At 71.9% G+C, this 17,030-nt stretch carries 17 protein-coding genes and 4 tRNA genes; 5 read left to right on the top strand and 16 right to left on the bottom strand.

The genetic code is table 11. The features are described 5' to 3' along the window. Position 1 precedes the first annotated feature (1 nt). Positions 2-877 (bottom strand): cyclase family protein, encoded by an 876-nt coding sequence (locus tag DEI88_RS07705; protein WP_111072127.1) that lies wholly within the window; start codon positions 875-877, stop codon positions 2-4. 133 nt (positions 878-1,010) lie between these two features. Here DEI88_RS07705 and DEI88_RS07700 point away from each other — a divergent pair, with 133 nt between their 5' ends. Next, positions 1,011-1,475, top strand: coding sequence for a MarR family winged helix-turn-helix transcriptional regulator (locus DEI88_RS07700; RefSeq protein WP_111072126.1), 465 nt, complete (start codon positions 1,011-1,013; stop codon positions 1,473-1,475). A gap of 322 nt (positions 1,476-1,797) precedes the next feature. On the opposite strand, the gene DEI88_RS07695 is transcribed toward DEI88_RS07700, so the two are convergent. The 3 genes from DEI88_RS07695 to DEI88_RS07685 form a co-directional block, all read right to left on the bottom strand. Continuing rightward, positions 1,798-1,872: transfer RNA gene (locus DEI88_RS07695), tRNA-Val, on the bottom strand. Between the two features lie 41 nt (positions 1,873-1,913). Beyond that, positions 1,914-1,984: transfer RNA gene (locus DEI88_RS07690), tRNA-Cys, on the bottom strand. An 84-nt stretch (positions 1,985-2,068) separates the two neighbouring features. Further along, positions 2,069-2,140, bottom strand: a tRNA-Gly gene (locus DEI88_RS07685). Positions 2,141-2,331: 191 nt separating this feature from the next. Between DEI88_RS07685 and DEI88_RS07680 the strand changes: the two genes are divergently transcribed. Beyond that, a tRNA-Val gene (locus DEI88_RS07680) sits at positions 2,332-2,407 on the top strand. 57 nt (positions 2,408-2,464) lie between these two features. On the opposite strand, the gene DEI88_RS07675 is transcribed toward DEI88_RS07680, so the two are convergent. Beyond that, positions 2,465-3,274, bottom strand: coding sequence for an LLM class F420-dependent oxidoreductase (locus tag DEI88_RS07675; RefSeq protein ID WP_111008862.1), 810 nt, complete (start codon positions 3,272-3,274; stop codon positions 2,465-2,467). A gap of 420 nt (positions 3,275-3,694) precedes the next feature. On the opposite strand from DEI88_RS07675, the gene DEI88_RS07670 reads away from it, so the two are divergent. The 3 genes from DEI88_RS07670 to DEI88_RS07660 all read left to right on the top strand — a co-directional run bounded on the left by DEI88_RS07670 (position 3,695) and on the right by DEI88_RS07660 (position 7,062). Then, positions 3,695-5,779 (top strand): acyl-CoA dehydrogenase family protein, encoded by a 2,085-nt coding sequence (locus DEI88_RS07670; protein ID WP_111072125.1) that lies wholly within the window; start codon positions 3,695-3,697, stop codon positions 5,777-5,779. Between the two features lie 99 nt (positions 5,780-5,878). Continuing rightward, positions 5,879-6,499, top strand: coding sequence for a DNA-binding protein (locus DEI88_RS07665; RefSeq protein WP_111072124.1), 621 nt, complete (start codon positions 5,879-5,881; stop codon positions 6,497-6,499). Continuing rightward, the gene (locus DEI88_RS07660) at positions 6,496-7,062 is read left to right on the top strand and encodes a hypothetical protein (protein ID WP_111072123.1); all 567 of its coding nucleotides are present in this window, start codon (positions 6,496-6,498) and stop codon (positions 7,060-7,062) included. Before DEI88_RS07665 ends, DEI88_RS07660 begins: the two co-directional genes overlap by 4 nt. Before the next feature lie 22 nt (positions 7,063-7,084). On the opposite strand, the gene DEI88_RS07655 is transcribed toward DEI88_RS07660, so the two are convergent. From DEI88_RS07655 to DEI88_RS07605, 11 genes are all read right to left on the bottom strand, one after another. Then, entirely contained in the window at positions 7,085-7,372 is a 288-nt protein-coding gene (locus DEI88_RS07655) for a carbon storage regulator (RefSeq protein ID WP_111008858.1), read from the bottom strand. A 74-nt stretch (positions 7,373-7,446) separates the two neighbouring features. Beyond that, positions 7,447-8,565 carry a hypothetical protein gene (locus tag DEI88_RS07650; protein ID WP_111072122.1) on the bottom strand — a complete coding sequence of 373 codons (1,119 nt, stop codon included), beginning with the start codon at positions 8,563-8,565 and terminating at the stop codon, positions 7,447-7,449. Continuing rightward, positions 8,540-10,525 carry a flagellar biosynthesis protein FlhA gene (locus tag DEI88_RS07645; RefSeq protein ID WP_502866981.1) on the bottom strand — a complete coding sequence of 662 codons (1,986 nt, stop codon included), beginning with the start codon at positions 10,523-10,525 and terminating at the stop codon, positions 8,540-8,542. The genes DEI88_RS07650 and DEI88_RS07645 overlap by 26 nt, the downstream gene beginning before the upstream one ends. A 65-nt stretch (positions 10,526-10,590) precedes the next feature. Further along, complete coding sequence (locus DEI88_RS07640) at positions 10,591-11,772, bottom strand: EscU/YscU/HrcU family type III secretion system export apparatus switch protein (protein ID WP_111072120.1); 1,182 nt, start codon at positions 11,770-11,772, stop codon at positions 10,591-10,593. A gap of 2 nt (positions 11,773-11,774) precedes the next feature. Next, entirely contained in the window at positions 11,775-12,533 is a 759-nt protein-coding gene (locus tag DEI88_RS07635) for a flagellar biosynthetic protein FliR (protein WP_258368442.1), read from the bottom strand. A gap of 1 nt (position 12,534) precedes the next feature. Continuing rightward, complete coding sequence (fliQ, locus tag DEI88_RS07630; protein WP_111008854.1) at positions 12,535-12,807, bottom strand: flagellar biosynthesis protein FliQ; 273 nt, start codon at positions 12,805-12,807, stop codon at positions 12,535-12,537. After that, a complete protein-coding gene (gene fliP / locus DEI88_RS07625; protein WP_111008968.1) occupies positions 12,804-13,721 on the bottom strand; it encodes a flagellar type III secretion system pore protein FliP in 918 nt (305 codons plus the stop codon). Before fliP ends, fliQ begins: the two co-directional genes overlap by 4 nt. Next, positions 13,718-14,254: a flagellar biosynthetic protein FliO gene (locus DEI88_RS07620; RefSeq protein WP_111072119.1), complete on the bottom strand. Its 537-nt coding sequence runs from the start codon at positions 14,252-14,254 to the stop codon at positions 13,718-13,720. The genes fliP and DEI88_RS07620 overlap by 4 nt, the downstream gene beginning before the upstream one ends. 6 nt (positions 14,255-14,260) lie before the next feature. After that, a complete protein-coding gene (gene fliN, locus DEI88_RS07615) occupies positions 14,261-14,962 on the bottom strand; it encodes a flagellar motor switch protein FliN (RefSeq protein ID WP_111008852.1) in 702 nt (233 codons plus the stop codon). Then, on the bottom strand, positions 14,959-15,936 hold the full coding sequence (locus tag DEI88_RS07610; RefSeq protein WP_258370056.1) for a flagellar motor switch protein FliM: 978 nt from the start codon (positions 15,934-15,936) through the stop codon (positions 14,959-14,961). The genes fliN and DEI88_RS07610 overlap by 4 nt, the downstream gene beginning before the upstream one ends. A 73-nt stretch (positions 15,937-16,009) precedes the next feature. Further along, positions 16,010-17,029, bottom strand: coding sequence for an OmpA/MotB family protein (locus DEI88_RS07605; RefSeq protein ID WP_258375078.1), 1,020 nt, complete (start codon positions 17,027-17,029; stop codon positions 16,010-16,012). Between the last annotated feature and the right edge of the window lies 1 nt (position 17,030).

Here is a 17,030-nt window from a genome sequence, read left to right as displayed (position 1 = left end):
ATCAGAAGATCGCCTGAGGGTTGACGGGGACGCCCGTGAGGCCGTGGAGGCGGGGTGGCGCGACGCTGAGGAGGAAGGCGTCTCGACCAAGCTCGTCGCAGGTCCTGGCGAGGTCATCGGTGGCGACGCTGTCAATGAGGGGCATGCCCAGGCGGGCCAGCCCCACCATGTGCATCGGCATGGGCATCTGGGGATCGCTCGGTGGGAAGGAGTCGCTGACGTCGCCGGCGTAGAGCGAGACGCCGCGGTCGTGCATCCACGAGACCGCGTCGACGGTCATGCCCGGGGCCTGGGCCTGGGCGTCCCAACTGAAGCCCCAGCCGCTCCGCACGACCACGGCGTCGCCGGGTAGGACTTCGAGCCCAGCGTGTTCCTCTGCCGTGTTGAGGTCGGCGGATGTGATCGGGTGCGCGGCCGGCAGCGGACCGTTCGATGCCAGATCGAGCAGGATGCCTCGCGTGACGATGCCCTCGGCGAAGGCGGTCGTCGAGCTGAAGAGGACGCCTGCTGCCCTGACTGCATCCGTGACCGGGCGTCCTGGGTAGACGGTGCCGTCGACGGGCATGTGGGCGAACGCGTCGAGGTGCGTCAGCGCCGGGTGGTGCGGTGTGACGATGAGCACCTCGGACATGCCCATGGGTGGTGTGCCCGTGTACAGCAGCGCTTGCTGGACCGGGGGTGACGGCGGGGACGGCGGAGCGAACGGCCCCCCGAGCATGGACGCTGGCTCGACGGGCAGCGCGAGCGACACACTCTTGCCGACCTGCACCTGCTCCGCGGCGCGCGCTCTCGCGGCGTCATCGATCAGGTTGAGCGTGCCGAGTTCGTCGTCGGCGCCCCAACGGCCCCTGTTGTCAGGTAGTGCGGGTGCGGTCATGGTGTCTGTCCTGTCGATTCGACGGAGTACGGGTGCGTGATGCACACTCCAAGGAGGTCCTGCAGAAGCAGGTCCCTGTAACATATGCGCGCAAGCAGGAACCTGCTTTTCCTGTCGCAAGGAGACGCCGAACGTGGACGACGCTGAAAGAACCGGTCTCGACTCGGTGCTGGGCTGGAATGCCCTGAAGGTTGCACGCATCATCGGCTCGCGGATCACCGCGGGCATGGCCGAGCGTGACGTGAGCCTGGTGCAGTTCGGTGTGCTGTCGTGCCTGGCGGACGGTGCGCAAATGACATCGGCAGAGATCGCGCGGGCCGTCTTCGTGCGCCCGCAGAGCATGTCCGATGTACTCGACGGGATGGAGCGACGCGGCCTCGTCCACAGGGTCGGTGTCCGCGCACGCGGCCGGAGGAACCCGGCGGCGATCACGCCGGCCGGGCAGGCCGCGCTGGATGCGGCACAGACTGTGGCCCTGGCGACGAACGACCTCAGCACCTTCGGGTTGGACGCCTCACAGAGTGCTCAGCTGAACGCGTTGCTGCTCACCGTGATCGACGGTGCTCAAGCTGCATCCGTCGTCGATGACTCGTTGTGACCCGTGCCCGATGCATGGTCCGCCGCCGAACGACGGAGCACGACCACCGAACGACGGCGCACGACCGGACGATGCGCCGGACGCCGTGTCTCACAGAGCCCGTCCGGTGTCAGTCTCGATGCGGGCACGTCATTCGAACGTCGGCATCCGCCGGGGCGGATCGGCGAGGCGGAGGCACGTCTGCGAGAACCGCAGAATCCCTCTCGTCACCTTGCCGGCGACGTCAGCAGCAGGGGGCGCCAAACGGTGCCTCGGGATGAAGCGAGAAGCACGACCACGCCGCGAAACGAAGAGGGCCCCCGGAGAACCGGGGGCTGCTACGTGGTGGGCGATACTGGGATCGAACCAGTGACCTCTTCCGTGTCAGGGAAGCGCGCTACCGCTGCGCCAATCGCCCAGAGTTGAACTCCTACCGCCCTTGCGAACGATACGAATTCGAGGTGGGGACGGGATTCGAACCCGCGTATACGGCTTTGCAGGCCGCTGCCTCGCCTCTCGGCCACCCCACCGTGCTGAGGTTCACGTCTCCGTGAGCACCGGATCGGTGGGGATCCTCTCTGGTGAGCCTTCAGGATCCGGGGATCCTGCACTCGAGCGGATGACGAGATTCGAACTCGCGACCCTCACCTTGGCAAGGTGATGCGCTACCACTGCGCCACATCCGCATCGCCGCCACTGGACGGTCCGTTTCCGGCCCGCCGCTCGCTGCGACTCCGTTACTCTATCCGACCTCCAGCCCGGATCGCAAAACGAGCCAGGCCGGGCGTGTCAGCGACCTGACGACGCGCGCGGACGTCGCCGAATAGGACGACGGCGCTGCTTCCAGTAGTATCGATGGGCGCGGGCAGCCGCGCAGGGGCGATTGGCGCAGTTGGTAGCGCGCTTCGTTCACACCGAAGAGGTCATCAGTTCGAGTCTGGTATCGCCCACCACCACGAAGGCCCCGGGGAGTTCCCGGGGCCTTCGTCGTTCCGCAGGGTGGCCTCGTCTCAGCCGCTGACGCCGTCCCGCCAGGCGAGCAGCGCCTTGACCGGCGCCAGGTCGATGTCCGGCCCGCTCACCCCGATGGTGAACAGCCGTGCCCCGAGGGCGTGCTGGGCGTCGAGGGCGGAACCCTGCTCGGCGGTCAGCGTGCCGGAGACATCGACGCCCGTCGAGATCTCGATCGCGTCGGTGGGCCGGCCGACGCGCTCGCACCACTCGTGCAGCACGCCGAGCTTGCGCTCGAGCGTCTCGACGTCCGAGAAGCTGTGCCAGATGTCGGCGTGCTCCGCGACGATGCGCAGCGTCTTCTTCTCGCCGCCACCGCCGATGAGCACGGGGATCTTCCGGGTCGGCGCGGGGTTGAGCGCTGCCCAACGGGCTTCGATCCGGGGCATCGCGGCATCGAGCGCGTCGAGCCGGCTCCCGGCCGTGCCGAAGTCGTACCCGTACTCGGCGTAGTCGCGCTCGAACCACCCGGACCCGATGCCGAACACGAGCCGTCCGGCGCCGTCCTTCGCGCTGATGTGGTCGACGGTGCGGGCCATGTCGGCGAGCAGGTCCGGGTTCCGGTAGGTGTTGCAGGTCACGAGCGGGCCGAACTCGATCCGGGTCGTCTGCTCGGCCCAGGCGGCCAGCATGGTCCAGCCCTCGAAGTGCGTGCCGTCGGGGTCGCCGGACAGCGGGAAGAAGTGGTCCCAGTTGAAGGCGATGTCCACTCCGAGGTCCTCGAGCTCGGCGAGGGTGTCGCGGATGGTGGCGTAGGGCGAGTGCTGCGGGGCGATCTGGACGCCGACGCGGACGGTGGAGGCGGGCACGCGGTTGCTCCTTCGAGGGAGTGCTGGACGGGACTCCTCGCCACGCTAGCCCGGACGGCGACGGGACGGCGCGCCGATGGTGGCACGGCGTCCCGTCGGGTCAGCTGCGGCCTTCGGTGCCGCCCTTGAGCATGGCGCCGAACGCCGCGCACACGCCGACGCCGCCGAGCACGCCGATGCCGATGATGACGACTGCGATGACAGTGAGCATGGGGGTCCTCCAGATCCGAACGGTGCGTCCGCAACGCTACCCGGTCGGGAGGGACGGCTCCCCCATCCGGACGGCCTGCATCCTGTGGACCCGCACCGGAGGCCGCTTGGAGGAAACCTCCACAGGGGCGTCGACTCCCCCGGGTCGGCCTTGTCGGGCGACCACGCGGCTGCTGGCGAGCGCGCGGAGGCGGGCATAGCCTCCCGTCCATGGTCGACATCGCCGTCCCTGACGTCCCCATCGCACCCACACCGGACGCGTCCGGTGGCTCGTCACCCCACGCGGCCGACCGGCGGTCCCGTCCGCGCATCGACGTCCCCGGGGTGGCCGAGATGCTGCTCGGACGCTGGGCGGAGGACCGCCGGATCTCGCGCGCGCTGGCGCTCGACCCGGCGACGCACCGCCTCGAGGGCGCCTCGGTCGACGACCACCGCGAGCGGGCCCTCGCACAGTGCCGGCTGCTCGTCGAGCAGGGCGCGATCCAGCGTCCGTTCCCGCGGTCGTTCGGCGGTCAGGAGAACCACGGCGGCAACGTCGCGGCCTTCGAGGAGCTCACCACGGCGGACCCGTCGCTGCAGATCAAGGCGGGCGTGCAGTGGGGCCTGTTCGGCTCGGCGGTGCTGCACCTCGGCACGGAGCACAACCACGAGGAGTTCCTGCCCGACATCCTCGACTTCACGGTGCCCGGCTGCTTCGCGATGACCGAGACGGGGCACGGCTCCGACGTCCAGAGCATCGCCACGACCGCGACGTACGACCCGGCGACCGAGGAGTTCGAGATCCACACGCCGTTCCGGGGTGCGTGGAAGGACTACATCGGGAACGCGGCGGTGCACGGGGTCGCCGCGGTGGTGTTCGCGCAGCTCGTCACGGGCGGGGTCGGGCACGGCGTGCACGCCTTCTACGTGCCGCTCCGCGACGCGACCGGCGCGTTCCTGCCCGGGATCGGTGGCGAGGACGACGGCGTCAAGGGCGGCCTCAACGGGGTGGACAACGGCCGGCTGCACTTCGACCACGTCCGGGTCCCGCGGACCAACCTGCTCGACCGGTACGGCGCGGTCGCGCCGGACGGCACGTACTCGTCGCCCATCGCGTCCCCCGGCCGCCGGTTCTTCACCATGCTCGGCACTCTGGTGCAGGGCCGTGTGTCGCTCGACGGCGCCGCGGTCGTCGCACAGAAGCTCGCGCTGCAGATCGCGGTCACGTACGCGTCGGAGCGTCGGCAGTTCCCGACCGTCGAGGGCGAGGAGGCCGTGCTCCTCGACTACGGGCAGCACCAGCGCCGGCTCATCCCCCGCATCGCCCGCGTGTTCGCGCAGTCGTTCGCCCACGAGCGGCTCCTCCGCACCTTCGACGACGTGTTCAGCGGTCGCGCCGACACGCCGGAGCGGCGCGAGGACCTCGAGACGCAGGCCGCGGCGTTCAAACCGCTGTCCACGTGGGCCGCGCTCGACACGCTGCAGGAGGCCCGCGAAGCGTGCGGCGGGGCCGGGTTCCTCGCCGAGAACCGGCTCACCGGCCTCCGGGCCGACCTCGACGTGTACGTGACGTTCGAGGGCGACAACACCGTGCTCCTCCAGCTGGTGGGCAAGCGCCTGCTCGGTGACTTCGCCGCCGCGGCACCACGGGACCCGGCCGGGGCAGCCCGCTTCGTGGCCGCTCGGGTCGCCGGCCGGGTCGCCGACGTGACGCGGGTCCGTGCGGTCGGGCAGACCGTGCTCGACCGCGGTTCCGTCCGCCGCGCGTCGCAGGACCTCCGGGACCCGGTCACGCAGCGCCGACTCCTCGCCGACCGCGTCGACACGATGGTGGCCGGCATCGGCATGCGTCTCCGCAGCGCGGGGAAGGACCGCGTCCGCCAGGCGCGCCTCCTCAACGAGCAGCAGCACGAGCTCATCGAGGCCGCTCGTGCCCACGCTGAGCTCATGCAGTGGGACGCCTTCACGGCGGCGCTCGCCGACGCCCCCGACGACGACTCGCGGACGGTGCTGAGGTGGCTCCGCGACTGCTTCGGACTCGGGCTCGTCGAGGAGCACCTCGCCTGGCACCTCATGCACGGGCGTCTGTCCGCGCAGCGGGGCGCTGCCGTCTCGGCCACCATGGACCGGCTCGTGGGCCGACTCCGGCCGCTGGCGACGGACCTCGTGGCGACGTTCGGGTACGAGCCCGGCCACGTCCGCGCGCCGATCGCCTCGGGGGCGGAGGCGCGACGGCAGGACGAGGCCCGCGCGTGGTACGCCGCCGAGCGGGCTGCCGGACGGACTCCCGGCGCGGAGCCCCGCCCGCGACGATGAGCAGAACGGTCAACCCGGGTGCGTTGATCCGGGTGCAATCAACCTCCCAGGGTTGATCGGCACCAGATCAACCTAGTAGGGTTGACGCGGAGGTCGAGCATGTACGTCATCACCGCAGACCAGATCGACAGTCGACACGGAGCCGACCTCGTCGAGGCCGCGCTCGCCGCGATCAGGGCGGCCGTGGGGCCCCGGTTGCTCCTCCCCGCGGACCGGACCGCGGGCGACGAACTCCAGATCGCCACCGCCGACGCGGGCGCCGCACTCGACGTCGTCTTCCGGCTCGCCCGCGCGGGTGACTGGAGCATCGGGTGCGGCATCGGCGACGTCCAGACGCCGTTGCCCACGGCGACCCGTGCGGCATCCGGGACCGCGTTCTACCGTGCGCGCGAAGCCGTCGAGCGCGCGAAGGACCGGCCCGACCACGTCGCGGTCGCCGTCGAGCCGGGCCGGCACCGCACCGCCGACGACGTCGAACCCCTCGTCACGCAGGCAATCCGGCTCCGCGCGCGCCGGTCCCCCGAGGGCTGGGAGCTGGCCGACCTGCTCGACCAGGGCATGAGCCAGCGTGAGGCCGCCCGACACCTGGGGATCAGCCCGCAGGCGGCGAGCAAGCGCGCGGCCGCCGCCGGGCTCCGTGAGGACGACGCCGTGCGGGCGGCGTTGGTCCGGCTGCTCGAGGACGCGGACCGCCCGGGACCGGACGGAGCGCCGGCATGACCGCGGCGCAGGTCCTCGTCTGGATCGTCGGCCCCGTGGTCCTGCTCGTCTGCTGCGTGCTCGCACTCACCTCGGGCCGGGAACCCCGCACGGCGGCCGGCCTCGCCGGGGTCGTGCCCCTCGCCGCCGGCGGACTCGCGCTCGCGTTCCACGTCGGCGTCCCCGCCCCCGACCCGGCACTCGCGAGCGTCATGACCGTGCTCATGAGCGTGCTCGGCGTCGTCGGCGGCGGACCCGCCACCGCCGTCGTGCTCCGCCTGGCGACGCACCGCGATGCGACGCCCGGGCGCAACGGGGGCATCCTCATCCTCGACCAGCGCGGGGACGGGCAGCGACACGAGGTCCTCCGCGGTGGCGCGGCGATCGGTCACCTCGAACGGATCGCGGTGGTCGCGGCGATCCTCGTCGGTCGACTCGAGATCGTCGCCGCGGTGATAGCGATCAAGGGCCTCGGCCGGTTCTCGGAGCTCGACAGCGCGGAGGCCCGGGAACGGTTCATCATCGGCACGCTCGCGAGCATGCTGTGGGCCGGGGCGTTCGCGGCGCTGGTCGCGCTCGCCTGACGCGGTCAGCCGGGAGGCAGCCTCAGCGAGGCTCCTCGGCGTCGCCGCGACGGTCCCCGCCCGGGGCGCCGCCGCCCCCGCCCAGGGCACCGAGCGCCGCGCGCAGCCGCGCTTCGGCATCGCTGGAGGACCGGCTCGCCTCGACGTTCGCCTCGGTGACGGCGGCGACGACCTCTTCGCGCTGGATCTTGACGCCGCGCGGGGCGTCGATGCCGATGCGGACGCCGTCGCCGCGGGAGTCGAGGACGGTGATGACGATGTCCTCACCGACGAGGATCCGCTCGCCGATCTTGCGTGTGAGCACCAGCATCCCGACAGCCTATCGGCGGACGGGCGCGGGGAGCCCCCGGTGCGGACTCGGCACGGCGCCGATCGCGTCGACGGTCACCGCCAGCTCCGGACGTCGACCACGGGGAACCCGAGCATGTGCACCGTCTCGGGCGTCGTCGTGTCCTCGGCCCCGAGGCTGAGGACCCCGGTCACGCCGATCGTCCGCTGCACCGCGCGGACCTCGCGCGCCGTGTCGTCGTGCTTGCGGCCCGCGTCCACGACCACCCACACCTGGTCGGGCGCGATCCCCGCGAGTCGTGCGGCACGCTCCGGGTCGTCCGCACCGCTCCACACGAACGACGACACGACCGCCGTGCCCTCCTGGACCCCCGCGGCCCGGGCGAGGATCGCCGATCGCCGGTCCTCGACGGGCAGGATCCGGAGCGCGTGTGCGGTCGCCACGACCGGGAGGACCTCGGTCACCGCCGCGGACCGGCCCACGACGAGCACGAGGTCACCGTCGGCGCGACGGACCGCGGGCGGGTCGGGAATCCGGTCCGTCGCGTCGGGGACGGGAGCCCGCACGAACCCGTCGACGCCGGCCGCGACCGGGGTGAGGGGCGTCGACTCGACGAGCCGGTCCTCCCGGTCGGACGGCAGCGGAACGGCCGGACCCACCGCGGGCGTCGCCGTCCCGGCCCCACCGAGGGCCTCACCGAGCGGGACGCGCGGCGCCAGCCCGTTGAAGGTGAAGTCGTCCATGAGCGAAGCGAAGGCGTCCGAGCGGGTCGCGACGACCTCCTCGTCCGCTCCCACCAGGAGCGGACCGGCCGGGCCGGGACCGGACGACACCGACCTGCCCGAGGCCGGGATGCCGGGAACGGGGCGGAGGGACCCGCGCGCTTCCTCGGCGGCGCGACGACCACGACGGGTCGTGACGGCGTCGGCGGCGGCGAGCCGGTCCTCCCGGGCCTCGGCGTCCTCGAGCAACGCGAGGATCCCGGCGCGACGGGGCCCACCCGCGTCGATGGCGACGCGCGCCACCGGTTCGTCGCCGGGCGCCGGCACCTCGACAGTCGCCTCGTAGTGGTGCTTCCGGAACAGGCCGCCGATGCCGCCCGTCGTCACCCGCTCGGCCGCGACGATGCGGGCCGCCGGGCCGAACTCGGCGCGGACGTCGGCGCGCAGGGCGTCGAGCGTCGGCGCACTACGCTGCGATCGGATCGGCGGCACGGACGACTCCCACGGTCTCGATGGTGGAGCCCGCGGCGGTCGCCTCCTGGTAGGAGAGCACCGGCAGGCCGTTGGACTGGGCGGACACCAGGCGGTGGATCGCCGGACGGAGCTGCGGCGCACACACGAGCACGGCCGACAGGCCCTGGTGCTCGACGGCGCCCACGGCATCGCGGACCGATCCGAGCACCTGCTCCACCCGGTGGGCGTCGAGCAGGATCTGCGTGCCCTGCTCGGATGGGCGGAGCCCCTCGAGCATGGACTGCTCGAGCCCGGGGTCGATCATGATCACCCGGAGCACGCTGCCGTCGAGGTAGCGCGCGGCCAGGGCGGGGCCGAGCGCCGCACGGGCCGCCTCGACGAGTCCCTCGGGGTCCGTCGAGACCTTCGCCCGGAGCGTCAGCGCCTCGCAGATGCGCCCGAGGTCGTTGATCGGCACCCGCTCGGCGAGGAGGCCCTGCAGCACACGCTGGAGCTCGGCCATCGACAGCATGCCCGGCACGAGTTCCTCGACCGCTGCCGGGTTGGTCTGCTTGACGCCCTCCGTCAGGACCTTGACGTCCTCACGCGTGAGCAGCCGGGCGGCGTTGTCCCCGATGATCGCCTGCAGGTGCGTGACGAGCACGGACACGCGGTCGATCACCGTCGCGCCGGTCATCTCGGCGGCGTGCCGGAGTTCGGCGGGAACCCACCTGCCGGCCAGCCCGAACACCGGCTCGGTCGTCGGCTCCCCCGGCAGCCCGTCGAGCTGGTCGCCGAGGGCGAGCACGCTCCGTGCCGGCGCGGTGCCGCGGCCCGCCTCGACCCCCGCGATGCGGATCGCGTACGTCGACGGCGGCAGGTCGACGCTGTCCCGCGTGCGCACCGGCGGGACGACGAGTCCCATGTCGACCGCGATCTTGCGGCGGAGGGCGCGGACGCGCCCGAGCAGGTCGTCCGAGGCCCCGGACACCATGTCGACGAGGTCGGGCGCGAGCAGGATCTCGAGCGCGTGCACCCGCATCTGCTCGATGAGATCCTCGGGGGTGTCGCCCGTCGGCGCGACGGCCGCGGCCCGCTCGGCCCGTTCCGCGGCGGCCGCATCGGCCTTCGCCGTGACCCCGAGGCGGTACGCGACGACGAGGAGCGCCGCCCCGACGAGCAGGAACGGGACGATCGGCATGCCCGGGATGAACGCCATGCCGCAGGCCGCGATCCCCGCGATGAGGATCGCGTTGCGGGACTGCGTCAGCTGCGTGGCGGCCGAGGAGCCCATGTCGGCGTCCGCGTTCGACCGGGTGACGATCATGCCCGTGGACACCGCCATGAGCAGCGCCGGGATCTGCGTCACGAGGCCGTCACCGATCGTCAGGATGCCGTACTTGCCCAACGCGTCGGTGATCGACAGCCCGTTCTGCACCATGCCGATCGCGATGCCGCCGACCAGGTTGATGACGATGATGAGGATGCCCGCGATCGCGTCCCCCTTGACGAACTTCGAGGCGCCGTCCATCGCGCCGTAGAAGTCCGCCTCGGCGGACACCGCTGCCCGGCGCTCCTTGGCGACGGTGTCGGTGATGAGTCCCGCGTTGAGGTCCGCGTCGATGGCCATCTGCTTGCCGGGCATCGCGTCGAGCGTGAACCGCGCCCCGACCTCGGCCACGCGCTCGGCGCCCTTCGTGACGACGACGAACTGGATCACGACGAGGATCATGAAGATCACCGCGCCGATGATCACCGACCCCGAGACCGCGACGTGCCCGAAGGCCTGGATGACGTCGCCCGCGAACCCCTTGCCGAGCACCAGTCGCGTCGACGCGACGTTGAGTCCGAGCCGGAACAGCGTCGCGACGAGCAGCAGCGACGGGAACACCGAGAAGTCGAGCGGCTTCCGCACGAACAGCGTCGTGAGCAGGATGACGAGCGCCAGCAGGATGTTGCAGATGATGAGGAAGTCGAGGACGAACGACGGCACCGGCATGATGAGCAGCAGGATGATGCCGACGATGCCGATCGGCACGGCGAGCTTGGGCAGGTCCTTGCGGTTCACGCTGGGGCTCCTTCGGTGGTCCGGGCATGACGGATGCGGCGGGGCAGGGCGTCCCCGGCGAGCTGGTCGGCGGCGATGACGGTGGCGACCTCGTCGGCGGTCGTGGGACGCGGGGCCGAGTGCACGCCGGTGGCGGCGCCGCGGGCGCGGAGCGCCATGACGAACGACAGGACCCGGGCCACGGGCGTGTAGAGGTCGACCGGGATCTCCGTGCCGATCTCGCACGAGGCGTGCAGTGCACGGGTGAGCGGGACGTCGCGGACGATCGGGACACGCTCCGCCTCGGCACGGTCGCGGATGACCTCGGCGACGGCGCCCGCGCCCTTGGCGACGACCTTCGGTGCCGACTTGCCCGGCTCGTACCGGATCGCGACCGCGAAGTGCGTCGGGTTCGTCAGGACGACGTCGGCCGTGGCGATCGCACCGATCATGCGGTTCCGGCTCATCGCGAGCTGTCGGGAGCGCCGGTGCGACTTGACGTGGGGATCACCGTCCGTGCTCTTGTGCTCGTCCTTGACCTCCTTCTTCGTCATCCGGGTCTTCTTGCGGTTCCGGCGCATGACGACGAACACGTCGACCGCCGCCAGGAGCAGGCCGGCCGCGATCGCCGCGCGGAGGAGCGTGGCGGCACCGTTCCCGGCGGCCTGCAGCACCGCGGTGAGCGGCAGCGACCCCGAGGACATGAGCACGGGCACGAGGCCCTGCACGGCCCCCCAGAGCACGAGCCCGACGACCGCGCTCTTGAGCAGGGCCTTCGCGCCGCCCCAGAGCGCCTGGGTGCCGAACACCCGGGTGATGCCGGTGAGCAGGTTGAACTGCTCGTAGTTGCCGGTCATGCGCTTGATGTGCACGCCGCCCTGCGCGATCGCGGTGGCCGCCACGACGACCGCGACGACGCCGAGCATCGGGGCGAGGGTCGACCCGATCGAGCCGAGGTCGGCGGCCATGGTCTCGCGGACGGCGCCCACCGTCGGGTGGGCGATCACCCGCTCGATCCGGAACACCTGGTCCGTGCCCGCTGCGGCGGCCGATGCGATGGTGGACGGCACCATGACGGCGGCCGCGGCGACCCCGAGCCAGGCGCTGAGGTCGGTCGAACGGCTGAGCTGGCCCTTGCGGTAGACCTCCTTCATCCGCTTCTCGGTCGCCTGTTCGGTGCGTTCTCCGGTGTCGGACATGGTCACCGCCCTCCGGTCAGCAGGGTCACCGCGTCACCCGTGAGCGAGGACACGACGCTCGGCAGCGCCATGAACAACGCGCCGGCGAACATGACGGTCAGACCGATCTTGATCGGGTACCCGAGCTGCAGCGCGTTGAGCGCGGGCGCGACGCGGGTGAGCAGGCCGAGGCCGACGTCGGACAGGAACAGCACGACGACGAGCGGGCCCGCGATCTGGAGTGTCGAGAGGAACATCTGCGTCGTGCCGGCGAGCATCGCGTGCACCGGGTCGGCCAGCGAGAACGACCCGGCCAGCGGTACCGCGTCGAACGAGCGGGTCAGGCCGCCCACGATGAGCTGGTACCCGCCCGAGGCGAACAGGAGCGCGAGCGACGTCATCTCGAACAGGCGCGTGAACTGCGCCCCGTTCACCTGGGACTGCGGGTCGTACGCCTGCGCGAGCGTGAACCCGCCGAACAGGTCGACGAGCGCGCCGGCCGACTGGACCGCCGCGAACACGAGGTAGACCAGGAACCCGAGGGTCAGTCCCACGGCGAGCTCGACGACGAGCGCGACGACGAACGCGCCGGTGTCGAGCGCGTGGTACCGGGCTGCCGCCCGTGGCGCGACCGCGAGCGCCAGGCCCATCGCGAGCATCGCCTTGACCGTGCCGGGGAACGCCTTGTACGAGAACGGCGGCGCGATGACGATGAACGCCACCATCCGCACGCCCGCGAGCATGGTGCCCTCGAGCTGGTCGAAGTCGATCGACAGGTCCACGTCAGCTCCCGAGCAGGTTCGGGATCTGGTCGAACAGGAAGTGCGTGAACCCGACGATCTCGTCGATCATCCAGTTGCCGCACACGACGAGCGCGACGGCGACGGCGAGGGCCTTCGGGACGAACGCGAGCGTGACCTCCTGGATCTGCGTGATCGACTGCAGGAGCGAGATCGCGAACCCGACGACGAGGGACGTGATGAGCACGGGCGCGGCGAGCTTGCCCGCGACGATGAGCGCCTGCAGGACGAGGTCGATGACGGCTTGTTGGTTCACGACACCACCTGGTAGCTCTCGATGAGCGACTTGATGATGAGTCCCCAGCCGTCGACGAGCACGAAGAGCAGCACCTTGAACGGCAGCGAGATCATCACCGGCGGCAGCATCATCATGCCCATCGACTGGAGCGCCGCGGACACGACGAGGTCGATGACGAGGAACGGGAGGAAGATGACGAACCCGATGATGAACGCGCTGCGGAGCTCCGAGATCATGAACGCCGGGACCAACGTCGTCATCCCCACCGCGGCCTCGTTCTTCGGGTTGGGCCGGCCGGCCGCGCGGGTCATCAACGCCAGGTCCTCCTGCCGCGTCTGGTGGAGCATGAACTTCCGCAGGGGCGCACTGCCGACGTCCACGGCGTGCTGGAAGTCGATGTGCCCGGCGAGGTACGGCTGCAGGGCGTCGTCGTTGATGTGCCCGATGATCGGCCCCATGATGAACAGGGACAGGAACAGGGCGAGCCCGGCGATCACCTGGTTCGGCGGGATCGACTGCAGTCCGAGCGCGTTCCGGGTCATCGACAGCACGACGAAGATCTTCGTGAACGACGTCATCATGAGCAGCAACGCGGGTGCGACGCTGAGCAGCGTGATGCCGACGAGGGTGACGACCGCCGACGAGGGGGTGCCGTCCGGCCCGTTCACGGACACGTCGAGGCCGCCGTTCGTCGACGGGGTCGCGGGCGCGGTGGGGGCCGCGGGTGCGGTCGGCCCGACCACGCCGGCCGCGTGCGCGCCGCCAGCGGTGAGCATGAGGAAGCCGACGACCGCTGCGAGACCGAGGAAGACCAGGACGGCGATGCGTGCGACCCGGACCGCGCGGGCTCGGCTGCTCCGGGCCTCCCGGCCGACGCCGGGCGCGAGGACGAGCGGACGCAGCGGGGTGCGTCCGCCGGGGACGAGCGTCATCCGGCGCGCCTCGCGCGGACGGCCGCGGCGGCCTGCCGCCACGTGTCCGCCGACAGGATCGAGCCCTGGAGCTGCTGCTGCGTGGGCACGGCGATGTGCGCGGCGCGGCGGTTGCGGGGGCGGGCCCGGAGGACGGGTGCGGCGCTCTCCGGCTCCTCGGTGAGCGCCTGCGCGGCGGCCGGGAGGGACGGTGCAGCCTGTGCCGCCAGGACCGCCCGGAACGGGTCGGTCGCGTCGGACCCCGCGTCCGACCCCGCGGCCGACGCCGCGGGCGCGGTCCCGGAGGCGAGCACGGCCACCTGCTGCTCGGTCACACCGAGGACGAGCCGCTCACCCTCGACGTCGACGACGACGACGCTGGCCTTGCCACCGATCCCCTGGCGCGCGACGACCTGGACCGCCGCCGAGCGTCGTCCGCGACCACGCGACGAGCCGGTCGTGCTCTTCGCGACGCGGCGCTGCACGAACCAGAGCAGGGCCAGCACGACGCCGAGGGAGAGCGCGACCCGCAGGGCGACGACGAGGGTGTCCACGGAGGGTCAGATCCCCTCGGCGACGTCGAGGATCTTCGTGATGCGGACGGCGTAGTCCTGGTCGACGACGACCACCTCGCCGTGCGCGATGAGGCGGCCGTTGAGCAGCACGTCGGCCGGTGCGCCGGCGGATCGGTCGAGTTCCACGACGGCCCCGGGCTCGAGGCCCAGGACGTCACGGACGGCCATGCGGGTGCGACCGATCTCGACGGTGAGCGCCATCTCGACGTTGTTGATCCGGCCGAGGTTGCCGCTGATCGACGAGGCGACGGCCGCGGCCGCGGGTGCGTCCTCGCGGATGCGGATGGCGAACCACCCCGCCGGGACGCCCGCGGCGCTCAGCTCGAACACGGTGGTCTGGGGGTCGAGCAGGAGCGACGCGGCGGACGCGCGCACGGCCTCGCCGAGCACGCCCACGCCGAGCATGCCGGCCGCCGCCTCGAGCGCCGGCCGGACGACGTCCGTCACCGAGACGAGCGGCGCGTCGACGCCGCCGGCGGCCGTCATGCCGTCGAGGTCGAGGAGCACGAGCGCGAGGTCCGCCGACAGGGCACCGACGAACGACGCGACGACCGCACCGCCCGCCTGCCCGGCGGCACCGCTCGCCGCTCCCGGCGTGAGCGGGGTGGCGCGCAGGGGCGTGGGGGTCGGGAGCTGACCGACGAGCGCCTCGGCGACCGAGGTCTGCAGGGTGATGGTGGCGGTCATGACGCCCTTTCGGTGTTCGGAGTGCGTGCGTGGGCGCCGGCGGCGGCGGGCGTGGTGGCGACGACGACGCCGGCGAGACGTGAGCCGTTCGCGCCGACGGCCGCCGTGCCGATCGGCTCGCCGTCGACCGTCAGGGTCAGCGGACGGTGCTGCGGGTGCGGGAGCGGCACGACGTCGCCGACCGCGAGGCCGAGGACGACGGCCGGACGCACGACCGCCGGGGCGAGCTGCAGCGAGACCCCGACCGGCACGTTCGCGATCTGCGCGTCGAGGAGTTCGCGCGGATCGGCCGTCGTCACCGTCGGGTTCGACTCGCCGAGCTGCGGCAGGACGACCTCGAGCGGGATCGCCAGGGTGGCCGGCGCGATGCGCTCCCCCACGCGGATGTCGAACGACGCGACGAGCATGAGGTCGCTCTTCGTGGCCGCCTGCGCGAACTGGCTGTTCCACTGGAACGAGCCGACCCCGATCGGCTGCACGAGGAGCGTGCCGAGCGAGTAGCGGAGGTCGTCGAGCGCGTCCTCGACGAGTTTGCGCACGAGCGCCTGCTCGATCGGGGTGAAGGTGCGCTCGGGGGCCGGCAGCGGTCGGGCCGCTCCGAGCATGTGACTGACCCACGTGAGCACCGAGGTGAGCGGGAACTGCAGGACGCCCTTGGCGCTGGCGCCCTCGATCGTCAGCAGCACCATCGCGGTGAGCGGCGGGAGCGACGCGGCGTACTCGTCGTACGTCAGCACCTGCACCTGCTCGCAGGTGACCTGGGAGAGCACCCGGACCTTCGCGGTCAACTGGGTGCCCCACTGCCGCGCGAACGTCTCGAACGCGAGCTCGAGCACGCGGGACTGCTCACGGGCGAGGGTCGTCGGTCGACGGAAGTCCACCACCTCGACCTGGGCGTCGTCGTGCGCACGCTGGTCCCCACCGTGGTCGTCGCGCGGGGACGCCACGGCGCGCTGGGCGAGGAGGTCGGTCACGACGGGCACTATCGGTCCCGCGGTGATCCGTCGTTAGCGCTGTCCCCCGGACTGGGCGGGGGTCCCGTCGCCGCTACCCATCGCCCTCCGCGGTCGTCGGCGCCGTGGTCCCCGCCGTCTCGCCCCGATGCGCCGCGTCCTGCGCAGCCGCGATGGCCGGCATGAGCGCGCTGACGTCTTGGTCCTGGTTCGACAGCACGACGATGTCGACGCGACGGTTCAGCGCGAGGTCGGCGTCGGTCGACCCCTTGGACAGCGGCCGGCTCGACCCGAACCCGACGCTCTGCACGTGGTCGGCCGGCAGGCCTCCGCGCTCGACGAGATCCCGGAGCACGCCGGTCGCGCGGGCCGCGGACAGCTCCCAGTTCGTGGCGTAGGGCGCGGTCGAGTTCCGCTGGTCGGCGTGACCCTCGACGCTGATGTCGTGGCCGCTGCTCTTGAGGACCGGGGCGATCGCGTCCATGACCGCCCGGGCCTCGTCCGACAGGTCCGCGCTGTTGGTGGCGAAGTACGTCTCGCTCCCGACCAGCCGGACCGTCAGCCCGCGGGCGTCGAGGTCGAACTGCACGTTCGCGGTCTTGCCCTCGGCCGTCAGGTTCTTCTTGATCGCGGCCTCGATCGCCTTCAGGTCGTCGAGCTCCTTCTTCGCCGCCTCGACGTCCGCCTTGCTCGCCTTCGCCACGGCGGTGTTCGGCGTCGGGGCCGCCGCGGGGACCGCGACCGCGCTCGGGTCGGCGCTCGTGCCGTCCGCGTTGCTGTTCGCCGTGCCGCTCGCCGCACTCGAGTGCTCCGCGTCGGACTTCGACAGCGCGTAGCCCTTGCCGTCCTTCTTCGTCACCTCGTCGGGCTTGACGACCGTGCCGGACGCCGTGTCGACCTTCTGCTTCTGCACCTGGCCGAAGCCGGTCGCGAGCGAGTCCTTGAGCGCGATGAACTTCTGCTGGTCGACCTGCGACATCGCGAACAGGACCAGGAACATGCACATGAGCACGGTGATCATGTCCATGTACGACGCCATCCAGCGCTCGTCCGGGTGGTCGTCGTCGTCGTGTCCGCCGCCGTGACCGCGGCGCCCGCGCCCTCTGCCAGCCACG

The organism is Curtobacterium sp. MCBD17_003 (assembly GCF_003234885.2).
In the GTDB taxonomy this organism is placed as follows: Bacteria; Actinomycetota; Actinomycetes; order Actinomycetales; family Microbacteriaceae; genus Curtobacterium.
This window is presented reverse-complemented; position numbering and strand designations above follow the sequence as displayed.

What these genes read in the sequence shown, in the direction of transcription:
- DEI88_RS07705 (WP_111072127.1), bottom strand. Translation starts at nt 877, where the DNA reads ATGACCGCACCCGCACTACCTGACAACAGGGGCCGTTGGGGCGCCGAC.
- DEI88_RS07670 (WP_111072125.1), top strand. Translation starts at nt 3,695, where the DNA reads ATGGTCGACATCGCCGTCCCTGACGTCCCCATCGCACCCACACCGGAC.
- DEI88_RS07665 (WP_111072124.1), top strand. Translation starts at nt 5,879, where the DNA reads ATGTACGTCATCACCGCAGACCAGATCGACAGTCGACACGGAGCCGAC.
- DEI88_RS07660 (WP_111072123.1), top strand. Translation starts at nt 6,496, where the DNA reads ATGACCGCGGCGCAGGTCCTCGTCTGGATCGTCGGCCCCGTGGTCCTG.
- DEI88_RS07655 (WP_111008858.1), bottom strand. Translation starts at nt 7,372, where the DNA reads ATGCTGGTGCTCACACGCAAGATCGGCGAGCGGATCCTCGTCGGTGAG.
- DEI88_RS07645 (WP_502866981.1), bottom strand. Translation starts at nt 10,525, where the DNA reads ATGCCGGTGCCGTCGTTCGTCCTCGACTTCCTCATCATCTGCAACATC.
- DEI88_RS07640 (WP_111072120.1), bottom strand. Translation starts at nt 11,772, where the DNA reads ATGTCCGACACCGGAGAACGCACCGAACAGGCGACCGAGAAGCGGATG.
- fliP (WP_111008968.1), bottom strand. Translation starts at nt 13,721, where the DNA reads ATGACGCTCGTCCCCGGCGGACGCACCCCGCTGCGTCCGCTCGTCCTC.
- fliN (WP_111008852.1), bottom strand. Translation starts at nt 14,962, where the DNA reads ATGACCGCCACCATCACCCTGCAGACCTCGGTCGCCGAGGCGCTCGTC.